General features: G+C 56.3%; 19 protein-coding genes and 2 tRNA genes. 8 read left to right on the top strand and 13 right to left on the bottom strand.

Going from position 1 to position 19,921, the window contains the following annotated elements:
- The first annotated feature begins 64 nt into the window (after window positions 1-64).
- Entirely contained in the window at window positions 65-856 is a 792-nt protein-coding gene (locus HW452_RS12065; protein WP_224106358.1) for a MetQ/NlpA family ABC transporter substrate-binding protein, read from the top strand.
- Between the two features lie 74 nt (window positions 857-930).
- Window positions 931-1,401 carry a GAF domain-containing protein gene (locus HW452_RS12070; RefSeq protein ID WP_224106359.1) on the top strand — a complete coding sequence of 157 codons (471 nt, stop codon included), beginning with the start codon at window positions 931-933 and terminating at the stop codon, window positions 1,399-1,401.
- Between the two features lie 4 nt (window positions 1,402-1,405).
- Here HW452_RS12070 and HW452_RS12075 read toward each other — a convergent pair whose 3' ends face one another.
- The 3 genes from HW452_RS12075 to HW452_RS12085 all read right to left on the bottom strand — a co-directional run bounded on the left by HW452_RS12075 (window position 1,406) and on the right by HW452_RS12085 (window position 2,189).
- Entirely contained in the window at window positions 1,406-1,684 is a 279-nt protein-coding gene (locus HW452_RS12075; protein WP_224106360.1) for a hypothetical protein, read from the bottom strand.
- 335 nt (window positions 1,685-2,019) lie between these two features.
- Window positions 2,020-2,096 (bottom strand) — tRNA-Val (locus HW452_RS12080).
- A 16-nt stretch (window positions 2,097-2,112) separates the two neighbouring features.
- Window positions 2,113-2,189, bottom strand: a tRNA-Val gene (locus HW452_RS12085).
- A 176-nt stretch (window positions 2,190-2,365) separates the two neighbouring features.
- Here HW452_RS12085 and HW452_RS12090 point away from each other — a divergent pair.
- A complete protein-coding gene (locus HW452_RS12090; RefSeq protein ID WP_224106361.1) occupies window positions 2,366-3,439 on the top strand; it encodes an endonuclease/exonuclease/phosphatase family protein in 1,074 nt (357 codons plus the stop codon).
- Between the two features lie 5 nt (window positions 3,440-3,444).
- Here HW452_RS12090 and HW452_RS12095 read toward each other — a convergent pair whose 3' ends face one another.
- From HW452_RS12095 to HW452_RS12105, 3 genes are all read right to left on the bottom strand, one after another.
- Window positions 3,445-4,821: a class II fumarate hydratase gene (locus HW452_RS12095; RefSeq protein ID WP_224106362.1), complete on the bottom strand. Its 1,377-nt coding sequence runs from the start codon at window positions 4,819-4,821 to the stop codon at window positions 3,445-3,447.
- 382 nt (window positions 4,822-5,203) lie between these two features.
- Window positions 5,204-5,908 (bottom strand): DnaA regulatory inactivator Hda, encoded by a 705-nt coding sequence (hda, locus tag HW452_RS12100; protein WP_224106363.1) that lies wholly within the window; start codon window positions 5,906-5,908, stop codon window positions 5,204-5,206.
- The gene (locus tag HW452_RS12105; RefSeq protein ID WP_224106364.1) at window positions 5,905-7,017 is read right to left on the bottom strand and encodes an AI-2E family transporter; all 1,113 of its coding nucleotides are present in this window, start codon (window positions 7,015-7,017) and stop codon (window positions 5,905-5,907) included. Before HW452_RS12105 ends, hda begins: the two co-directional genes overlap by 4 nt.
- A 198-nt stretch (window positions 7,018-7,215) precedes the next feature.
- On the opposite strand from HW452_RS12105, the gene purM reads away from it, so the two are divergent.
- The gene (purM, locus tag HW452_RS12110; protein WP_224106365.1) at window positions 7,216-8,283 is read left to right on the top strand and encodes a phosphoribosylformylglycinamidine cyclo-ligase; all 1,068 of its coding nucleotides are present in this window, start codon (window positions 7,216-7,218) and stop codon (window positions 8,281-8,283) included.
- A complete protein-coding gene (purN, locus tag HW452_RS12115) occupies window positions 8,280-9,020 on the top strand; it encodes a phosphoribosylglycinamide formyltransferase (protein WP_224106366.1) in 741 nt (246 codons plus the stop codon). The genes purM and purN overlap by 4 nt, the downstream gene beginning before the upstream one ends.
- An 83-nt stretch (window positions 9,021-9,103) precedes the next feature.
- Here purN and dcd read toward each other — a convergent pair whose 3' ends face one another.
- The 4 genes from dcd to cobA form a co-directional block, all read right to left on the bottom strand.
- Complete coding sequence (gene dcd, locus HW452_RS12120) at window positions 9,104-9,670, bottom strand: dCTP deaminase (protein WP_224106367.1); 567 nt, start codon at window positions 9,668-9,670, stop codon at window positions 9,104-9,106.
- A gap of 9 nt (window positions 9,671-9,679) precedes the next feature.
- A complete protein-coding gene (apbC, locus tag HW452_RS12125) occupies window positions 9,680-10,480 on the bottom strand; it encodes an iron-sulfur cluster carrier protein ApbC (protein ID WP_224106368.1) in 801 nt (266 codons plus the stop codon).
- Window positions 10,481-10,625: 145 nt separating this feature from the next.
- Complete coding sequence (locus tag HW452_RS12130) at window positions 10,626-11,789, bottom strand: kinesin (RefSeq protein ID WP_224106369.1); 1,164 nt, start codon at window positions 11,787-11,789, stop codon at window positions 10,626-10,628.
- A gap of 141 nt (window positions 11,790-11,930) precedes the next feature.
- Complete coding sequence (gene cobA / locus HW452_RS12135) at window positions 11,931-12,710, bottom strand: uroporphyrinogen-III C-methyltransferase (RefSeq protein ID WP_224106370.1); 780 nt, start codon at window positions 12,708-12,710, stop codon at window positions 11,931-11,933.
- A 295-nt stretch (window positions 12,711-13,005) separates the two neighbouring features.
- On the opposite strand from cobA, the gene HW452_RS12140 reads away from it, so the two are divergent.
- From HW452_RS12140 to HW452_RS12150, 3 genes are all read left to right on the top strand, one after another.
- Window positions 13,006-13,902, top strand: coding sequence for a GGDEF domain-containing protein (locus HW452_RS12140; protein WP_224106371.1), 897 nt, complete (start codon window positions 13,006-13,008; stop codon window positions 13,900-13,902).
- A gap of 259 nt (window positions 13,903-14,161) precedes the next feature.
- Entirely contained in the window at window positions 14,162-15,352 is a 1,191-nt protein-coding gene (locus HW452_RS12145; protein ID WP_224106372.1) for an aromatic amino acid transaminase, read from the top strand.
- Between the two features lie 241 nt (window positions 15,353-15,593).
- Window positions 15,594-17,078, top strand: a complete 1,485-nt coding sequence (locus HW452_RS12150) for an NCS2 family permease (protein WP_224106373.1) — start codon at window positions 15,594-15,596, stop codon at window positions 17,076-17,078.
- A 10-nt stretch (window positions 17,079-17,088) separates the two neighbouring features.
- Here the strand turns inward: HW452_RS12150 and HW452_RS12155 are convergent, their stop codons facing one another.
- The 3 genes from HW452_RS12155 to HW452_RS12165 all read right to left on the bottom strand — a co-directional run bounded on the left by HW452_RS12155 (window position 17,089) and on the right by HW452_RS12165 (window position 19,789).
- Window positions 17,089-18,375 carry an MATE family efflux transporter gene (locus HW452_RS12155; protein WP_425348110.1) on the bottom strand — a complete coding sequence of 429 codons (1,287 nt, stop codon included), beginning with the start codon at window positions 18,373-18,375 and terminating at the stop codon, window positions 17,089-17,091.
- Between the two features lie 144 nt (window positions 18,376-18,519).
- Window positions 18,520-19,104, bottom strand: coding sequence for a YceI family protein (locus HW452_RS12160; RefSeq protein ID WP_224106375.1), 585 nt, complete (start codon window positions 19,102-19,104; stop codon window positions 18,520-18,522).
- A gap of 127 nt (window positions 19,105-19,231) precedes the next feature.
- Window positions 19,232-19,789, bottom strand: a complete 558-nt coding sequence (locus HW452_RS12165; RefSeq protein ID WP_224106376.1) for a cytochrome b — start codon at window positions 19,787-19,789, stop codon at window positions 19,232-19,234.
- Window positions 19,790-19,921: the final 132 nt, after the last annotated feature.

Here is a 19,921-nt window from a genome sequence, read left to right on the forward strand (position 1 = left end):
TTAGAATTATATTTTTTATTCCACTACTATCGATGCAAGTGATACAAACCAACAGGAGACGTCCATGCAAAAACTCGTAATCGGCACACTTACCGCCCTGGCCCTGGCAGTCAACGTTGCCAATGCAGAAACCCGTACCATCAAGATGGGCACCGTTGCCGGCCCCGAAACCGAAGTGATGGAAGTCGCTGCGCGCATTGCCAAGGAAGAGTTCGATTTGAATGTCGAAATTATCGAATTCACTGACTATGTAACGCCCAATGCCGCACTTGCCGATGGCAGCCTGGATGCCAATGCCTATCAGCACGCCCCTTACCTGAACTCGATGGTCAATGATCGCGGGTATGATCTGGCGATTGCGGGCTACACCTTCGTGTACCCGATTGGCGCCTACTCCGAGAAGTTCGACAGCATTGACGACCTGCCCGATGGCGCCCAGATCGCCCTGCCCAACGACCCCTCCAATGAAGGTCGTGCACTGATTCTGATGCATAACGAAGGCCTGATCACTCTGAACGATCCGGAGAATCTGGAAGCCACGCCGATCGATATCGCAGAAAACCCGCGCAAGTTCCGCTTCCGTGAAATCGAAGCGGCGCAGCTTCCGCGCGTACTGCCGGATGTGGACATGGCCTTTATCAATAACACCTTTGCCCAGCCAGCGGGCCTGAGCCTGGATGATGCGCTTATCAAGGAAGGCCCCGAATCGCCTTACGTGAACCTGATCGCCGTACGCGGTGGCGATGAAGAGCGTGAAGACATTCGCCAACTGGTAGATGCTTATCAGCGCGACGAAGTTGCGGCGAAAGCTGAAGAGCTGTTCAAGGGCGCAGCGGTTCCCGGTTGGACCGAATAACGTTCCAGCCACTTACTTGCACTGGTTAACAGGTCGGCCTTGGCGCCGACCTGTTGCGTTAGGAAGAGATTACGATGTCATCGACTGATTACACGCTGCTGAATCGTCAATTGGAAGCACTTCTCGATACACGGGACTGGCTCACCAACAGCGCCCAGACCTGCGCCTTCATTCACCAGGAAGTTGCTGACTTGAACTGGGCCGGCTTTTACCTTCAGCGCGAGCCCGAGGTACTGGGCCTTGGCCCGTTTCAGGGCAAGCCCGCCTGCCACCCCATTCCTTTCAGCAAAGGCGTCTGCGGTGCAGCTGCTCGCCATCAGCGCACGCAACGAGTGGATGATGTGCATCAGGTGGCCGATCATATCGCTTGTGATGCCAACTCGCGCTCGGAGCTTGTAATACCCATCGTGGTCGATGGGTATCTGTGGGGCGTTCTAGACCTGGACAGCCCGTTACCGGCGCGTTTCACGGCGGAAGATCAGGCCGGTATAGAAGCACTGGTCGCCACGTTTCAGCGCCGAACCGACCTGTCGAGAGATACCTGACTGCCTAGTGGTAGGTATGCAGATGGATGGTGCAAAAGGCACGAAAGATGACATCGCTCATGGAAAGCTCGCCACTACGCCGAGCTTTGCGCAAGGTCTGATCAAGTATTTCTTCTGCCTTGTGATGACTCAGGCCCAGCTCTTGAGCGGTTTGATAATAGTCATCCAGCTCGGCGCTTTCGATATCACTGCTGACCGGGCGCACGCTTGCCTGCGGCTTCAAGCCTGCGCCAATATTGCTTAACGCCGTGAACCAGCTGGGCAGTATTACGTTGAGGTACATAGTTTCATCCTTGAAGTATGCTCACGAGCAGAGTAGCCCATGTGGCTAAGAAAACCAGTACAACTTTTCTTTCAAAAAAGCTTGTGCAGATATTATACATGAGATAGTCTGAAGTTGTCAGCGGCAGGGAGCTGCTTAAAGGAACTATCGCTCAGGATGAGCGGCCACATGCCAGGATGGCAGGAAGCCCCATAAAAAAACGCCCCTTCGCCGGGGCGTTTTTTTATGGGTGTTTGTTTCATGAGCGTGTGTCGGCCACTGCATTGGAGACTTTGCCTGTGACCGAGTAACGACACAGAAACGAAAAAGCCCCATGCATTGCATGGGGCTTGATCTGGTAGGACCAGGCGGATTTGAACCGCCGACCTCCACGATGTCAACGTGGCGCTCTAACCAACTGAGCTATGGTCCTGAAACTGGATTGCCGATGGTAGGACCAGGCGGATTTGAACCGCCGACCTCCACGATGTCAACGTGGCGCTCTAACCAACTGAGCTATGGTCCTGCTGGGCAACGGATGCGTATTCTACTGATATATCCCCATATTGCAAGTAACTTTTTTCTCGCTGACTACCAGATTTACACGCTATACATCGATAAAATCACGACTCATGTAATGTGCTTAACTTTTGCAAATTCCGATGATCCACTCTTGCCACCCTACTCTCGGGGAGATAGACCATGCTTGCCCTTCTGATCACGTGTCTGGCATCGCTATTGCTGGTCGCCACGCTGGTTGCGCGGCTTCCCCTGCGCTGGTGGTGGATTCGATGCTTCGAATTTCCTCGCGTGCAGATGGCATTTCTCTCTCTTGCGTGCGGTGTAATCGGCTTTTGTTTGCTTGACCCCGGCGTGTGGCGCTCTGCAACGTGGCTCATGGTACTGATCACTCTGGCAATACAGTGTCGCTACATCCTTCCCTGGACTCGCCTGTGGCGCGTCCAGGTATGCAAGGCGGCTGCCGATGCGCCCGAAGATCAGCGGGTAACTCTTTTGATCGCCAACGTGCTGACGCCTAACCGGCACCATGAAGGCCTGATTGCCATGATCCACCAGCACCAGCCGGATATCATTCTGACGCTGGAATCCGATCAGTGGTGGCAGGATCAGCTGGATCCCGAACTCGAGGAAAGCTGGCATTACAGCGTGAAAGTGCCGCTGGACAACCTGTACGGCATGCACCTGTATTCCCGATTGCCGCTAGAGGATACAGCGGTCAAATGGCTGATTCAGGATGATATTCCATCCATCCATACCCGAGTAAGGCTTGAGAGCGGCGACACCATCAGGCTTTATGCAGTACACCCTAGACCCCCCGCCCCATCCGAAAGCGAAAAATCGCTATGGCGAGACGCAGAACTTCTATGGGTGGGTCAGGAAGTTCACGAAAACCCCGGCCCAACCCTGGTGGCCGGCGACCTGAACGATGTGGCGTGGTCGATCACCACACGGCTTTTTTGTCGCATCAGCGGGATGCTGGACCCACGGCGCGGCAGGGGCATGTTCAGCACCTTCCACGCCAAGAATCCCCTGCTACGCTGGCCGCTCGATCATATTTTCGTCACTCGCCACTTTACGCTGGTCGACATAAAGCGACTCGATGCCTTTGGCTCGGATCATTTCCCTATTCTGGCTTCCTTCTGCTACCGCCCTGATCGTGAGCATGAGCAAGCAACGCCCACCGCTACCAATGAAGAGCGTGAGGAAGCCCGACAGACCATTCATGAAGGCAAGACCGAAAAGCAGCAAACCTGACCGGCTTATTCCGGCACCCCGCCCTGAGTCAGCACCTTGGGGTCCAGCAGGCGTTCGAGAGTCTGCCGGTCCAGGTCGGTTTCCTCTTCGGCAACATCGATGATCGGACGTCCGGCCTGATAAGCCTTTTTAGCCACCGCCGCGGCTGCGTTATAGCCAATCACGCTGTTGAGGGCGGTTACCAGTATCGGGTTGCGCGCCAATGGCTCCTGCAGGTTGTTTTCGCGCACCTTGAAGGTGGCGATCGCCCTGTCTGCCAGCAACCTCGCGGTATTGCTCATCAACGTGATGGATGTCAGAAGATTGGTGGCGACCAGCGGCAGCATGACGTTGAGCTGAAAATTGCCACTTTGTCCCGCCACGGTGATGGCGGCATCCAGGCCAATGACCTGAGCCGACGCCTGTGCGGCTGATTCGGGTATGACCGGATTGACCTTGCCCGGCATGATCGAACTACCTGGCTGAAGCGCTTCGAGCTCGATTTCGCCAAGCCCTGCCAATGGTCCTGAGTTCATCCAGCGCAAGTCATTGGCAATTTTCATGATGACGCAGGCGAGGCCTTTCAATTGGCCGGAAAGCTCGACCGCAGCATCCTGGGAGGACAGGCTGGCAAAGAAGCTGTCGTTAGGCGCAAAGTTCAGCCCGGTCTGGTCACTCAGCTCTTTGGCCATCTGCTCTGCAAAACCTTCGGGTGCGTTGATGCCGGTGCCGACAGCCGTTCCCCCTTGTGCCAGGCGACACAGCCTTTGCATGGCACTGTCGAAGCGCTCGATGGCCTGACCCAGCTGGCTTGACCAGGCGCCCAGCTCCTGATCCATACGCAATGGCATGGCGTCCATCAGGTGAGTGCGTCCGGTTTTTACCACGTCCTTGAGCTCATCGGCTCGCCGGTCGATGCAGTCCTGCAGATGCACAAGCGCCGGACGCAGCGACCCGCTAACCGCGATAGCTGCCGAGACATGAATGGCGGTTGGAATGACGTCGTTGCTCGACTGCCCCATGTTGACATGGTCGTTGGGCGTCACCTCCACACCTTCTCGGCTGGCAAGCGTGGCCACTACCTCATTGACGTTCATGTTGGTCGAGGTGCCAGACCCTGTCTGAAAAACGTCAATGGGAAACTGCTCGTCATGCTCGCCATCGATGACCGCTTGAGCAGCCTTTTGAATCGCATTGGCGCGAGCTTCATCGAGCAACCCAAGCTGCTGGTTGGCGCGTGCAGCGGCCAGCTTGATGCGCGCCACCGCCTGGACGAAGGCAGTGGGCATTGGCGTATGCGATACGGGAAAATTATTGATGGCGCGCTGGGTCTGCGCGCCATAAAGCGCTGATGCCGGCACCTCAAGCTCGCCCATGCTGTCGCGTTCAATGCGAGTATCCATGTGTTTCGCTCCTCATATAGCCGTCTGATTGATCGAAAAAAGCAGTCGCCAAGAGATTCTTGCAGGGGTTGGCAACTATTCAAGCTAGCCGTTCTCCTGGCTCTGGTAAAACGGTGTTCAATCATAATCTTCAGACACTGCCTGATAGACGTGCCATCAACAGCATGGAAGATCAACAGAAGGTAGCCAAAGACCGGACTGAGCGTGTGGAAGGCGACGTGGGCAAAGTCGCAGCGCTGCAGCAGTATTTTCAAAAGAGGCAAAAACTCACCGAAGAAAGCATCAAAAGACGCAGCCGGCAGTCCGCCAGATGCGTAAAGACGCCTGATCCGCAACATCTGCTGCACCCCCTTCATACCTCTTCGAAGGTACTCGCGGGCTTTTACCAGCTCAACGCTGCCTTGACGAAAGGAATGGTGAGTTTTCGCTTGGCTGAAAGAGATGCCTGGTCGAGCGTTTCGATCGCCCGGCAAAGCTCGCCAAGCTCACGCGGGCCGCGATGCAGTATATAGCGCCCCACGTCATCCGGCAGTTGCAGCCCTCTCACGTGGGCACGCAGCTTAAGCGCGGCCAGACGTGCCTCATCATCCAGGGGGTTCAGGTGAAAGGTTACCCCCCAGCTCAATCGTGACGCGAGGTCCGGCAAGGCGATATCGAGCTGGCGAGGTGGCGCATTCGAGGCAATCACCAGTTGCTTGCCGGCATCACGCAGCCGATTGAAGGCGTGAAACAGCGCTTCCTCCCAGCGCTTGCGGCCCACTACATACTCCAGGTCATCAATGGCGACCAGATCGAGTCGCTCGATATCTTCAAGCATCAGCGGCGGGAAATGACCAAGGTCGGCAAGCGGCAGATAGAGCGCCCGCCTGTCGGCATCGGAAGCGGCGTGACATGCCGCTTGAAGCAAGTGGCTACGGCCGCTTCCCGGCGCGCCCCACAAGTAGATGAACGGTTCTGAATGAGGCTTGAGCTGATGGGTCAGGTGTTCGACCAGTGATGCATTAGCCCCTGAAGCGTAATAGTTATCGAAGGTTGCATCATCGCGCAACCCTACTCCTAACGGCAGCTGTGCCGGCATTCGGCTCATGATGATTCCCTTTCGTCGTGACGACCTAGCCCATCATGGTGGTTTAAAGACGGTAATGAGCGCGGCTCGGCTCTGTAGAGCGTGCTCTGCTTGTAACGATCGTTCAACTCCCGAAGAAGTACCATGAAAACAGCCGCGGCGGGTAGCGCTAACAGCACCCCGGTAAACCCGAAGACGTTACCCCCTGCCAGCACGGCAAAGATAACCGCTACCGGATGCAGGCCGATCTTATCACCCAGAAGTTTGGGCTGCAGTATGACACTTTCTGCGACCTGGCCGATACTAAATACCACGACCACCCCGAGCACTGCCCACCACGTACCGAATTGAAATAGCGCAACAATCAGGGCAACGGCAATCCCCACGATGAAACCCAGGAAGGGAACGAAGCTGACGACACCTGAAACGAATCCAATCAAGAGCCCGAAGTTGAGCCCCATCAGCGTCAGCCCCGTGGCGTAGATTCCCCCCAGGCACAGCATGACCAGCAACTGCCCGCGCAGAAACGATGCCAGCACTTCATCACAGCGCCGGGCCAGGCGAAATACATCGCTCGCCCACTGGCGTGGCACCAGACTTGCGATGTTGCTCAACATCCGATTCCAGTCGAGCAACAGATAGAACGTCACTACGGGAATCAGCGCGATATAGGTAATCCAGGTCATGAATGCCATTCCCGAGCGCCCAATATGACCAAGCGCCTGAGCCAGGTAGCTGCCTGCATCGCGCCAGTTTTCCACCAGCACTTCACGCACATTGGAAATCTCGGCACGTAGATCGTAGCCGGTCCACTCCTGGATCTGGGGTGCCAGAACAGTTTCTACCCAGGCGAAGATACCGGGTACGGCGTCACCCAACTGCTTGATCTGTTGTACCACCAGCGGTATGAAGATCAGCAGACTGGCACTCAGCACAATCAGCAACACAAGAAACACAAGGCTTACGGCAAGTGGCCGTTTCATGCCCAGACGCTGAAAATAGTTAGTCAGCGGGTCAGCCAGATAGGCCAGCACCATACTTGCCACAAACGGCATGAGCACCGAGTTGAGCAGATAGATCAATCCAGCCACTACCAACAGCAGCACCAACCCCAACCATGTGTTTCGCATTGTCTGACTCTCCTTCCTGGATCCATCAATCGCGGCTTACGTGCTGAATAGTAACAAAAATCGCGCCCATGAAGACCTCAACTGCATACCAGCGATGCGGCTTGCGCTACTGGGTGGTACAATTCGCTGCAGTTATTGCCCGGCACTGGCCAACGCGCCAGCACTACCCGTACTGCTATAGGCTTCACAGGAACCGTCATGACCGAGACTTCCACTTCTCCGGCTACTCCTTCACTCAGCTACAAGGATGCCGGTGTCGATATTGATGCTGGGAATGCCCTGGTTGACCGCATCAAACACGTTGCCAAGCGCACCACGCGCCCTGAGGTAATGGGCGGCCTGGGCGGCTTTGGCGCACTGTGCGAACTACCGGCAGGCTACAAGCAACCTGTACTGGTATCGGGCACCGATGGCGTGGGTACCAAGCTGCGCCTGGCCATGAATCTTGGCAGGCACGACACCATTGGTATCGACCTGGTGGCCATGTGTGTCAACGACTTGATCGTTGCCGGCGCCGAGCCGCTTCTGTTCCTAGACTACTATGCCACGGGCAAGCTGGATGTGGATATTGCCGCTGACGTGGTCACCGGTATCGGTGCAGGCTGCGAGCTTGCCGGTTGCGCGCTGGTAGGTGGCGAAACAGCGGAAATGCCGGGCATGTATGAAGGCAGCGATTATGACCTGGCAGGCTTTTGTGTCGGTGTCGTGGAAAAGTCCGACATCCTCGATGGCAGCAAGGTTGGCAAGGGTGATGTGCTGCTCGGGCTCGCCTCCTCTGGCCCGCACTCCAACGGCTATTCGCTGATTCGCAAGATTCTCGAGGTAAGCAATGCCTCTCTGGATACCCAGGTAGGCGATGCATCGCTTGGCGATGCGCTGATGGCGCCGACGCGAATCTATGTCAAATCGCTGCTCTCGCTGATGCGGGATACCTCGCTTTCGGTCCATGCGCTTTCCCATATTACCGGCGGCGGTCTGCTTGAAAACATCCCCCGCGTCTTGCCGGACCATCTCGCAGCGCATATCGACATCGGCACCTGGCAGCGCCCTGGCGTATTTGATTGGCTCAAAACGCAAGGTAATGTCAACGAAACCGAAATGCATCGTGTACTGAACTGCGGCATTGGCATGGTCGTGGTGGTTCCAGCGGCAGAAGCCGAGCAGAGCATGGCCCATCTTCAGGCACAGGGTGAAACAGTCTACCGCATCGGCCATGTCATCGAGCGCCAGGATGAAGCGGTAGTGCTGGAGAATCTGCCGGCATGAGCAGTACCGATTACCCAAGCGATACGATGACCGACATGACGCCGGAACCCGTTGGCGCCCGTCGCGTGGTGGTGCTGATTTCAGGTAGCGGCAGCAACCTGCAAGCGCTGATCGATGCCCAGACCCATGATCGGCTCGGCGGCGAGATTGTAGCGGTCATCTCCAATGAACATGACGCCTACGGCTTGAAACGCGCCCACGAAGCAGGCATCGAGGCCGTTGCCCTGCCGCACCGAGAATACGACAGCCGCGATGCCTATGATGGTGCGCTGATCAAGGTCATCGAGCGTCATGAACCCGACCTGATCGTCCTGGCGGGTTTCATGCGCATTCTGACGCCGCGTTTTGTACAGCGTTTTCTAGGGCGCATGCTCAATATCCACCCATCACTTCTTCCCGCGTACCAGGGCTTGAATACGCATACCCGCGCACTGGCAGACGGTGTCGCAAGCCATGGCTGTAGCGTGCACTTCGTTACCGAAGAGCTGGATGGCGGCCCGGTAGTGCTTCAGGCAGAGCTGGCCGTGACGGAAGAGGACACCGCCGAAACACTGAAAGAGAAGGTACACGCCCGCGAGCACCTGATCTATCCGATCGCGGTTCAGTGGTTCCTGCAAGGCCGCCTGCAGTTCAGTCCCGAAGGCGCCAAGATGGATGGACATCTACTGCCCCCCCACGGCATGCGCCTTTCTCATGAAGACGCTGCCGAAGAGCTCGACGAAGAAACCGACACATAGTCTGCTCCTTAGCGTTCGAGTAGCTCTGTACCAAAAAGCCTTGCGGAAAACCGCAAGGCTTTTTTGCAACATGAAGCGCGGTATCAGGTACGCGGCAAGGTGACGCCGCGCTGCCCCATGTATTTGCCGCCTCGATCCTTGTAGGACGTTTCGCACACTTCGTCGGATTCCAGAAACAGCATCTGTGCCACACCCTCATGGGCGTAAATCTTGGCGGGCAGATTGGTGGTATTGGAAAACTCGAGCGTCACGTGGCCTTCCCACTCGGGCTCAAGCGGCGTCACATTGACGATGATACCGCAGCGCGCGTAGGTGGATTTACCCAGACAGATAGTCAGTACATTGCGCGGAATACGAAAGTACTCGACGGTTCGCGCCAGGGCAAAGGAGTTGGGCGGAATGATGCACACATCACCTTTCACATCCACGAAACTCTTGGCGTCAAACGCCTTGGGGTCGACGATGGCCGAGTGGATATTGGTGAATACCTTGAACTCGTCGGCGCAGCGCACATCGTAGCCATAGCTCGAGGTGCCGTAGGAAATGACTCGCTGATCATTGACATAGCGAACCTGTTCCGCCTCGAACGGCTCGATCATGGCGTCGCCTTGCGCCATGCGACGAATCCACTTATCAGATTTGATGCTCATGCGTTACTTCTACTCGCTGAAAGAAATGGTGGGGCCATCATTTGCACTGGCACTCACTGATTGGGCAACCTGACGGGCAATCTCGGCAAAGGTCTGACTGATGTTACTATCGGGTTCTGACACAACGCTCGGCTTGCCCGAATCCGCAAGTTCACGAATCGAAAGCGTCAGTGGCAGGCGGCCAAGCACGGCTGTCTGATACTCCTGAGCAATCCGGTCGCCTCCGCCGGTACCGAAAATGGCGGCTTCATGGCCGCACTTTTCACAGTGATAAAGGCTCATGTTCTCGACCACGCCCAGCACCGGCACATTGACCTTGCGGAACATTTCGATCCCCTTGCGCGCATCCAGCAGCGCAATATCCTGGGGAGTGGTAACGATGACCGCGCCGGATACCGGCACTTTCTGCGCCAGCGTCAGTTGGATATCTCCGGTGCCGGGCGGCATGTCGATCAGCAGGAAATCAAGGTTATCCCACTGCGTCTGGGTGAGCATCTGCTGAAAGGCTCCCACGACCATCGGCCCGCGCCAGACCATTGCTTCACGGGTATTGACCATGAACGCCATGGACATGGCTTGAAGACCGTGAGCCTTCAGTGGCAAGAACTTGTTGTCACCCGTTGCTTGCGGGCGCACACCTTCTTCGACCCCAAGCATCTGAGCTTGACTAGGGCCGTAAATATCAGCATCGAGCACACCGACCCGGTAACCCAGCGCCGATAGCGCCAGCGCCAGATTTACCGTGACTGTCGATTTGCCCACCCCACCTTTGCCCGATGCCACTGCGACAATATGCTTGACGCCGTCCATTTAGTCGCACTCCTCTTGTAGGTAGATCGTTCGATTGAGCCAAATGATACTCGCTGAGCGCGTTTTCATAAACTAACAAACCAAAAAGCGGATGCTGGTCACCCAGCATCCGCTTGAACGATTGCCCAAGGCGGTAAAGAACGCCTTACTGAGCGCTACCCTGTTGCTGGCTTGCGTCAGCATCATTGGCCGCTTCCTGATTCCGCTGATTCTGCGCGGAACCGCTATCATCAGAGGCTTCACCTTCAGGCGTCGCATCCTCCTGCTCGCCGGCAAGGGTCGGCACGTCGCCGCTTTCTACATCATCGACACTACCCAGGCGCTGATCAAGTGAAGAGAGCTCTTCACGCCATTCGCGCAGCTGTGTCTCCAGCCGCGACAGCTGCACCTGGCGCGCCTCGATATCGCTTTCGACACTAGCCACTTCATCACGGCCAATATCCAGCGCCGTCATCAGGTCATCCATTTCGCTTCGCACCTGACTCAAGCTTTCGTCCTCCTGCTCACGAAGCTCGACCAAGGAATCGACTTCGGTCTGCAGTTCATCACGCTCACTGGTGATCGACTCGCGCTGGCTTTGCATATCATCGAGCTCGTCCTGCGCTGTCGAAATTTGCTCCTGCAGACGGCTGAGCTGATCATTGGCCTGGCTGATCTGGTCCTCGAGCTCGGATAACTCTTCTTCGGCGTTTCCTAGCGCGTCGATAGCTTCCTGGCGCTGCTCTTCAGCCTGTTGACGCGCCGTCTCGGCTTCCTGACGGGCCTCGTCGGCACTTTCGCGTGAATCTTCGATCTGCTGAAGCGTGGCTTGCGCTTCGTCGCGAGTGGTGACGATCTGATCGCGCTCGTCACGCAGGGACTGCATGCCACTTTCAGCGCTTTCGAGTTCCTGGGTGAGCGAATCGACTTCCTGCTGGAGCGTACTACGCTCGCTCTCCAATGCGTCCAGGCGCTCCTGAGTAGAGACGGCATCGCTCTGCGCGCTTTCAAGCGCGCTGGCTGCTTCGTTACGCTGTTCTTCCAGGGACGCTATTTCAGCCTGCAGATCAGCTACGCTGGTTTCGGCTTGATCGATCTCCTGAATGCGGCGGCTATAGCGTCGATTATCCTGTTCGACACTTGCCAGCTGGGCTTCCAGCGTCTCGATACGATCTTTATGGGTATTGGCGTTGGATTGCGCCATGATGGCCCAGATAACCGCAATAGCCGTAATACCCGCCATTGCCCTGACACGGTTATCCTTGAACAAGCTTTTAGTGCCCAACCGACTGGTCGGTGTGGGGTGGTCCGGGCGGTTTGCTTCTGACATTCTGCGTCCCTCTTTTATAGGCTACCGATACCAGCAGCGATGATCGTGCGCTTACCCTGTGCGTTCCTTACTAGCATATACAGCAACTGGCATCTAGCCAGTCCATTAGCGAATTCAACGTATTAACGCCAAACCCACTTATCAATGTAGATCATTTTCTCGATCAGGCTCGCTTGGCTGTCTGCCTTCAAACCAGGATAGCCGCGAGTGCAGCGATACCACGCCCCCCACGATCACAAGCGCAGGTGACTGAACCTGCCCGGCCGTCAAGGCATCGGGCAAGCAGGCCAGGGTTCCAAGGTGAGTTTGCTGAGCGGTAGTGGTTCCCTGCTCGATGACGGCAAGCGGCGTATCGCAAGCCAAGCCATGCGCTTTCAGCTTGTCGCTGATCACCTCGACGCTGTTCAGACCCATGTAGAACACCAACGTTTGCCCGCCCCGGGCCAATGACACCCAGTCAAGCGCCTGTTCGTCGGCTGCTACATGGCCGGTAACAAAATGCACTTCCTGCGCGTGATCACGATGGGTCAGGGGAATACCGGCATAGGCGGCGCACCCTGAGGCAGCGGTAATTCCCGGCACCACCTCGACCGCGATGCCATCCGCCATCAGCGCTTCGAGCTCTTCACCCCCACGTCCAAAGATAAAAGGGTCGCCGCCCTTGAGCCTGACAACCTGCTTGCCTTGCTTGGCCCATTTCACCAAGGAGTGATTGATCTCAGCCTGAGGAACGCTATGAATCGAGCGAGCCTTGCCGACATAGAATCGCCGCACGCTCTTGGGCACCAGCGCAAGGATTTCCTTGCTGACCAAGCGGTCATACAGCACGATATCGGCCTGCTGTAACCGTTTATAGGCCTTCAATGTCAATAACTCCGCATCACCAGGCCCGGCTCCTATCAGGCTGACTAAACCGTACATTCCATTCCCCTGAATAATCGTACATGCATTCATCTGTAAACAGATGTTAATTCGAGTATCTTATTAATTGAACAAATTGGCTTAAAAAGCTACACAAAAAAACATAGTGTCTAAACTTGATATAATTAAATAGGCTTAGCAATTTCATTCTCTGCTTTTTATAATTTAATAAAATATTTAAATGCCAATTTATTATTAAAAATATGTTCATTTGTCAGCAAAAGCTTACAAGCCAATTACGTAAATAGGGCTAGTCTTCACAGTTATCTTTTGGCATTCGTTTGGAGCTTCACGCATGTCCGTGAAAGACAGCCCCCTACCCTTGAGCGCAGACGGTTTGATACCGCGATTACCTGGCGTCGTTTTCCAGTTCTTTCGTTCGCTCGACGGTCATATGCACTTCCCCTATCTGGAAGGAGGAGGAAGCGCACTTGCCCATATCGATCGCGAACAGCTGGCGCTCGATGCAGGTGGACTGCTTGAACATATAACAGGCAGTGAATATCCCAAGGTGATGTCATCCATCGAGCGCTCGGCACGCTGGATGCTGCCGCTGACCACACGTTTCAAGCTGCCGATGACCGACGCCCGCTCACACTGGATAGCCGTTTCCGCCAATCCCGAACCCATGCCGGATGGCGTGCTGTGGACAGGCTTGATGATGGATATCACCGAGCAGGTCATCGAAGAGCAACGACTGCGCAAGCTATGCGATACCGATGCGCTTACCGGCCTGCCCAACCGTCGCAAGCTGATGCTGCATCTGACCCACCTGGCTTCCTTGAGCACCCGTCATGGCACACCGCTTTCCATCATGATGGTCGATATCGACCACTTCAAGCTGCTGAATGACCGCTGGGGGCATTTACAAGGTGATGAGGTACTCAAGCAGTTAGCAAGAGAAATGGAAAAGCTTCTGCGTCGTGAAGACATGGTAGCCCGCCTCGGCGGTGAAGAGTTTATGGTCGTGTTGCCGCTGACGTCGCTGCAGCAATGCCATAAACTTGCCGACCGACTACGGCTGCTTGTTTCCCAGCACGATTTTGGCGTCGGGGCCGGCGAAGTAACACTCAGTATTGGTGTGGCCGAGTACCGATGCGGCGAACCCTTGATGCACTTCATGGAACGTACGGACCAGGCGCTTTATAGCGCCAAGGATGTCGGTCGGGACTGCGTCTGCTTGCTTCCCTGACTATATATTGCTTGAAGCGGCCAGAGTGGCGGATTGTCGAGCACGATGGCATCATGAAGCAGTCATGAAGTCTTTCGCGTCATGGCACTGCCAACGCGCTGCTATCACCTCAGCGTATTGGCACGATCAATGCAGCCAGGATAGCACCCAACTGCTTTGCCGGTGAGGTAGAGCGACCCTGCATGGTCGTCTCTTACGAGGCCTGCTGCATCCAAACGATTCCATTCTTGACGCCAGAACCAACGAGGTAGCCGAGTACATGTTTGAGCATATAGAGCGAGTCCCTGGAGATGCCATTCTCGGGCTGATCGAAGCTTTCAAGAAAGATACCAACCCACAGAAAGTGGATCTAGGCGTGGGTGTTTACCGCGACGCCAAGGGTAATACGCCGATCATGCGCGCCGTCAAAGAAGCCGAAGCTCGCCTGCTCAAGAATGAAAGCACCAAGACCTACATTGGCTCGCATGGCGCCCCGGCCTATGGGCATGTCGTGCTTCCCATGGTACTGGGTGCCGACTCTCCCGTTCTTGCGGCTAACCGCGCAAGCGCCACACAGTCACCCGGCGGTACTGGCGCACTGCGTCTGGCAGCAGATTTCATTGCAACGCAACTGCCAGGCAAGGGTATCTGGGTAAGCGATCCTACCTGGCCAAACCACCACGGGATCTTTACCTCGGCGGGTATCAAGCTTCACAAGTACCCGTATGTGGACGCCGATAACCGTCTGGATTTCTCAGGCATGCTCAATGCATTGAAGCAGATCCCCGAAGGCGACGTGGTCGTGCTTCACGCCTGCTGCCATAATCCGACAGGCTTCGATCTTTCCCAGGCGCAGTGGCAAGAGGTGCTCGAGGTATTGCGCGACCGTCAGCTGCTGCCGCTGGTCGATTTTGCTTATCAGGGGTTTGGTGAAGGCCTCGATGAAGACGCTTACGGCGTACGTCTTCTGGCTGAAAAGCTGGATGAGGTCATCATCACCAGCTCCTGCTCCAAGAACTTCGGTATCTACTGTGAGCGTACGGGCTGTTTGATCACCGTTGCCAAGGACGCCGAGCAGATGGAGAACGTACGCTCACAAGTGGCCATCGTGGCTCGTGAAAACTACTCCAACCCGCCAGCTCACGGTGGTGCCATCGTCAGCGAAATCCTTGGTGATGCTGAACTTACCGCCATGTGGCGCGAAGAGCTGACCGAGATGCGTGACCGAATCAATACCCTACGCCGCGATTTCGTTGAAGCCTTGAAGCCTTATGGACTCGATCAGAAATACGCCTGCGTGGCCGAACAGCGTGGCATGTTCTCCTATACAGGCCTGACACCTGAACAGGTTGACCGCCTGCGTGATGAGTTTGGCATTTATATGGTGCGCTCGGGCCGTGCCAACGTGGCGGGCTTCTCGCATGAAAACCTGCCCTACCTGGCCAAGGCGATTGCCGCGGTCAACGCATAAGCAATACCCCGCATGACGACTTGACGCCCAGGCCTTGCCTGGGCGTTTTGCCTGGCAAGAAGCCATCTTGGGAACAGGGTCAATGTTGTGTACAATTGCGCGCTTGCCGCCAGAGCCTGGGGCGCCCGTGCGGCGTTCCTTTCAGCCAGGAACCTGACCGATCAGTCAACCTCATTGACCTCGGCTCAGCTGCAACATCAACTTACCTGGCTGACGACATTTCCAGCAAACGAGGCCTTCCATGGCGGCTGCCAGCACACACTATCCCTGGTACAAGAAAGAAGATACCGACGCGTTCTTCGCCCTCTTTCAGAACAATATTGCCAATTTCATCGTGATTGCGATCACCATGCTGGGCATGGATTTTCCTGCATCGATCGTCTTCGGGCAGGTGCTGCCCGGCGCGGCCGTGGCCGTCATGGCTGGCAATTTCTACTATGCCTGGAGTGCAGCGCGCCTTGCCCGCAGGGAGAACCGCACCGATGTCACCGCCCTCTCCTACGGTATTTCCACACCGGTCATGTTCGTCTTCCTGTTCGGCGTACTGCTACCCGCCAAGCAGCTGACCGGCGATACCGAGCTCGCCTGGAAGATCGCAGTAGCTGCCTGCTTTATCAGCGGTGCCATTGAAGTCGCCATCAGTGTGATTGGTCGCTGGGTGCAGTACCACCTCCCCCGTGCTGCCATGCTGGGGGCGGTGGCCGGCGTTGCACTGACCTTTATCGCCGGTGAAATGCTGTTCAAGACCCTGGAAGTGCCGGTAATCGGCCTGCTGGTACTGGGAATCATCATCGTCGGACTGGTTGCTCGCGTCAGCATGCCATTCAAGCTGCCGACTTCGCTGTTCGCCATCGTGATCGGCACGGCCATGGCGTACCTGATTGATGATGCAGGCAGCGAACGCTTCAGCGATGCCTTTACTCATCTGGGCTTCTATCCGCTGTTGCCAAACCTGGCCTGGCTTGAAGGGCTCGGACTGCTGTTTACCGGCATGCTGGCGGTACTGACGGTCGTTCTTCCCATCACGCTCTACAATGCGATCGAGACGATGAACAACGTGGAAGCCATGGAAGCCGCTGGCGACAAGTACGATGTGCGCGAGTGTCAGGCCGTAGACGGCGTGGGCACCATGGTGGGTTCCCTGTTTGGTGGCGTCTTCCCCACTACCGTCTACATCGCTACGGTAGGTGCCAAATGGATGGGAGCCGGGCGCGGTTACAGCCTCTTGAACGGCGCAGTCTACGCCCTGGCCACCATGACTGGCTTGATTGCTGCGCTGGCCGCGATCATTCCGGTATCGGTGGTGGCCCCCATTCTGGTATTTGTCGGTATGTCGATGATTGCAACCGCCTTTCAGGCCAACGACACGCGCTACTACCCCGCCGTGGCGCTCGCCATGCTGCCTTACTTCGCCAACTACCTGATGACGCGTTTCAACCGGGGCGCCGGTGAGGTGGTCAGCGATATCTCGAGTGCCATTGTAGTGATGGGCCAGGGTGCGATGTTCATGGCCATCCTGCTGGGCGCCATGACGGTGTCAGTGATCGACCATCAATTCAAGCGTGCCGCCGTGTTTGCAGGCATAGCCGCCGGCTTTTCCTTTATCGGGTTGATGCATGCGCCCAAGCTCGCTTTCAATGCCGCCCCCGAATTCGTCATGGGCTATCTGGCCATGGCACTGCTGTTCGTTTACTTTTCCTTTCAGGAAACGCCTCGCCCTCGCTGATCGCGTTGACTCAAGCGCTATATCCCGCCTGACGTTCAGGGCGGGATAATATGCGCCTCAAGACGATCCAGGCAAATAGCCCCGCCAGCAGATTGCCCAGCGCCGCTCCGGCGGCCAATCCAAGCCAGCCGGCAAGTTGCGCGCCTGCCCACAGGCAGGGCAAATAGAAGACGAACAGCCGCGCGCTGGAAAGCAGCATGGCGCGCAGCGGCCAGCCAAGTGCATTGCCGGCAGACACCACCAGCATGCACACGCCAAGGGCTGCATAGCTTGGCAGCAGAAAGCGGACAAGCAGGGTCAGTTCGCTCTGAACGTTCGGCGTTCCCGCCAACGCCATGGCAAGCCAGGGCGCGCATAGCGCAAGCAACACGCCAAGCGTCAGTTGCCATGCAAGGGCCACCTTGAGCGCCAGGCGCATGAGTTGCTGGATCTGCCCCCAATCACCGGCGCCATAGCAGCGACCCAGCCAGGGCGGAAGTGACATGGTCATGGCCAGTATCACCATCAGCGAAAGCGTTTCCAGTCGGCTGGCCAGCCCCCAGGCTGCCACTTGGGTATCCCCAAGACCCGCCACTACCGAAATGGTCAGCATACTGGCCAGCGGTGGCATCAGCTGGCTGACCATGGCCGGGGCGGCGATCCCCATGTAAGGCCTCCAGGACCGCCGAGCCTCTTCCCAGATCCCGGCTCGTGCAACCCACTGCTTGCGAATCAACTTCTGAGTAGTGATCACAAGCCCGAGCGTAAACGCAATACAGCTGGCCCACGCCGCACCGGGCAAGCCCCAGCCCTCCCATGAGCCCACCCCAAAGATCAGTAACGGATCGAGCACCAAATTCGCAACGCTGCTGAGCACCATCATCTTGCCGGGCAGTCGCGTATTACCGTAGGCGCGAAATACGCTATACATGAAATAAAGCAGTGCACCCAGCCATGCAGATAGAAGCTGTGGCCCCCAGTAGATACGGATATAGGCAAGTGCCGTAGTGTCAGCGCCCAGCTGGCGAAAAACAGGCGCATGAAATAGCCACAACCCTATGCAGATAACGCCGATGATCCCCCCCCCGGCAAGCAGCACCAGGCAGCTCAACCGTTTGGCCCGATCATGCTCATTACCACCCAGGGCACGTGAAATAAGCGCAGCGATGGCAATGCCCATGCCTACCTGAATGCCGATGATGAGAAACGAAAGCGGAAAGGTAAACGACTGTGCGGCTAGAGGGGCCGTGCCCAAACGAGCGATGAACGCACTATCGACAAGCTGAAAACCCAATAGCGCCAATACGCCAATGGCCATCGGCCACGTCTGGCGCCATAGGGTTATGGCCAACTCGCGCTGCTGCAGGGTGCTGCTCAAACTAGTCACTCCTTTCAAAAGGTAGGGCTATAAACGAAAAACGCCACCACCCGGCAAGGGCGGTGGCGTTTCAAGCATACACGCTTACTGACGAATGCCTTCAAACGTCACGTAGAGCTCCAACTCATGCATTGGCTCGGGGAAATCGCTCATGTCGATGCCGAAATCGCTCAGCGTCAACATGGTCTTGCCTTCAAACCCGGCGCGGTAGCTACCCCAGGGGTCATCGCCTTCACCCAGCAGAGTGACCGGCATTTCGATTTCACGGGTTTCACCGTGCAGCGTCAGATCACCGGTGAGAACACCTTCGTTATCGCCGGTCGACTCGAAACCAGTAGAGGAAAAGGTAGCGGTGGGATACTCGCTGGCATTCAGGAAATCGTCACTCAGAATATGGCGATCACGCTCGGCATGGTTGGAATCCAGGCTGTCGACCTGTACTTCGAACTCGACCGAAGAAGCGTCAAGATCATTTTCATCGTAGGTGAACTGGCCGTCAAACTCCTTGAAGCTACCCAGCAGGTAGGACATACCAAGGTGGCTGATCTTGAACTGAACGAACGCATGCTGGCCTTCGGTATCTACCTGATAGTCGGCTGCCTGCGCTTGGCTCAAAGGTACCAGTAGCGCAGCGGCAACAGCAGATGCACATGCAGTCTTTTTCAACATTTTTCAATATCTCCTTACTTTCCGTAGTAGGCACTGCGAGTATAGCGTGCTCGCAGCGTTCGAAAACCCGTTTCATTCCACGCTCATGTTGCAAGCGCAAGATTGCCTTTCCGCGGCAGGCTGACTTTTACCTCTGTTTGAGGCGATACCAGGGATTGATCATGCGGATCAGCGTATCGTGCTTATCGACCCAGTGGTGCTTGAAAGCCGCCAGCGCATGCCCTGCGGCCAGAATGACCAGAGCCAGGGCGCTGTACCAGTGAATGTCACCGGCAATGCTGGCCTGGTTGGGCAGGCCATGCACCAGGGCTGGCACGTCAAACCAGCCAAATACACTGATACCGCGCCCGTTTGCCGTGGAAATCAGATAGCCGCTGCCCAAGACCAGCAGCAATATCATGTAAAGCGCAATATGCCCAAGGTGTGCGGCCAGCTTTTCCAGACGGCTTCCTTCACCGACCGGCGTCGGCTGGAGCAGTCGCCAGAGCACTCTTGCGGCGGTGGCCATCAGCAGCAGGATACCAATCGAACGGTGAATCCAGGGGCCGAAGTTATACCAGCTATCGTAATAGCCAAGCCCTGTCATCCACCAACCCAATGCAAACAGGCCGATCACGGTGAAAGCACTCAACCAATGAAAAACGATACTGACCGCTCCCCAGCGCCTGTGCGTGTTACGCCACATCTTTCTTGTTCCTTATTGATCGAGCTGCCTGAAGGGGCAAGGCTGAAGTACAGCATACGCCTTTAACATAAGCTAACCCCTTGACTTATCAGCAGAGCATACTGGCAAATTCGGTGCGTGACTGCTGAAAAA

The organism is Vreelandella aquamarina, from assembly GCF_020075495.1.
Lineage (GTDB): Bacteria > Pseudomonadota > Gammaproteobacteria > Pseudomonadales > Halomonadaceae > Vreelandella > Vreelandella aquamarina_A.

Bases quoted from the DNA above. Each gene is read 5' to 3' on its own strand.
- HW452_RS12065 (WP_224106358.1), top strand. From the start codon at position 65: ATGCAAAAACTCGTAATCGGCACACTTACCGCCCTGGCCCTGGCAGTC.
- HW452_RS12070 (WP_224106359.1), top strand. From the start codon at position 931: ATGTCATCGACTGATTACACGCTGCTGAATCGTCAATTGGAAGCACTT.
- HW452_RS12075 (WP_224106360.1), bottom strand. From the start codon at position 1,684: ATGTACCTCAACGTAATACTGCCCAGCTGGTTCACGGCGTTAAGCAAT.
- HW452_RS12090 (WP_224106361.1), top strand. From the start codon at position 2,366: ATGCTTGCCCTTCTGATCACGTGTCTGGCATCGCTATTGCTGGTCGCC.
- HW452_RS12095 (WP_224106362.1), bottom strand. From the start codon at position 4,821: ATGGATACTCGCATTGAACGCGACAGCATGGGCGAGCTTGAGGTGCCG.
- hda (WP_224106363.1), bottom strand. From the start codon at position 5,908: ATGAGCCGAATGCCGGCACAGCTGCCGTTAGGAGTAGGGTTGCGCGAT.
- HW452_RS12105 (WP_224106364.1), bottom strand. From the start codon at position 7,017: ATGCGAAACACATGGTTGGGGTTGGTGCTGCTGTTGGTAGTGGCTGGA.
- purM (WP_224106365.1), top strand. From the start codon at position 7,216: ATGACCGAGACTTCCACTTCTCCGGCTACTCCTTCACTCAGCTACAAG.
- purN (WP_224106366.1), top strand. From the start codon at position 8,280: ATGAGCAGTACCGATTACCCAAGCGATACGATGACCGACATGACGCCG.
- dcd (WP_224106367.1), bottom strand. From the start codon at position 9,670: ATGAGCATCAAATCTGATAAGTGGATTCGTCGCATGGCGCAAGGCGAC.
- apbC (WP_224106368.1), bottom strand. From the start codon at position 10,480: ATGGACGGCGTCAAGCATATTGTCGCAGTGGCATCGGGCAAAGGTGGG.
- HW452_RS12130 (WP_224106369.1), bottom strand. From the start codon at position 11,789: ATGTCAGAAGCAAACCGCCCGGACCACCCCACACCGACCAGTCGGTTG.
- cobA (WP_224106370.1), bottom strand. From the start codon at position 12,710: ATGTACGGTTTAGTCAGCCTGATAGGAGCCGGGCCTGGTGATGCGGAG.
- HW452_RS12140 (WP_224106371.1), top strand. From the start codon at position 13,006: ATGTCCGTGAAAGACAGCCCCCTACCCTTGAGCGCAGACGGTTTGATA.
- HW452_RS12145 (WP_224106372.1), top strand. From the start codon at position 14,162: ATGTTTGAGCATATAGAGCGAGTCCCTGGAGATGCCATTCTCGGGCTG.
- HW452_RS12150 (WP_224106373.1), top strand. From the start codon at position 15,594: ATGGCGGCTGCCAGCACACACTATCCCTGGTACAAGAAAGAAGATACC.
- HW452_RS12155 (WP_425348110.1), bottom strand. From the start codon at position 18,375: ATGGCCATTGGCGTATTGGCGCTATTGGGTTTTCAGCTTGTCGATAGT.
- HW452_RS12160 (WP_224106375.1), bottom strand. From the start codon at position 19,104: ATGTTGAAAAAGACTGCATGTGCATCTGCTGTTGCCGCTGCGCTACTG.
- HW452_RS12165 (WP_224106376.1), bottom strand. From the start codon at position 19,789: ATGTGGCGTAACACGCACAGGCGCTGGGGAGCGGTCAGTATCGTTTTT.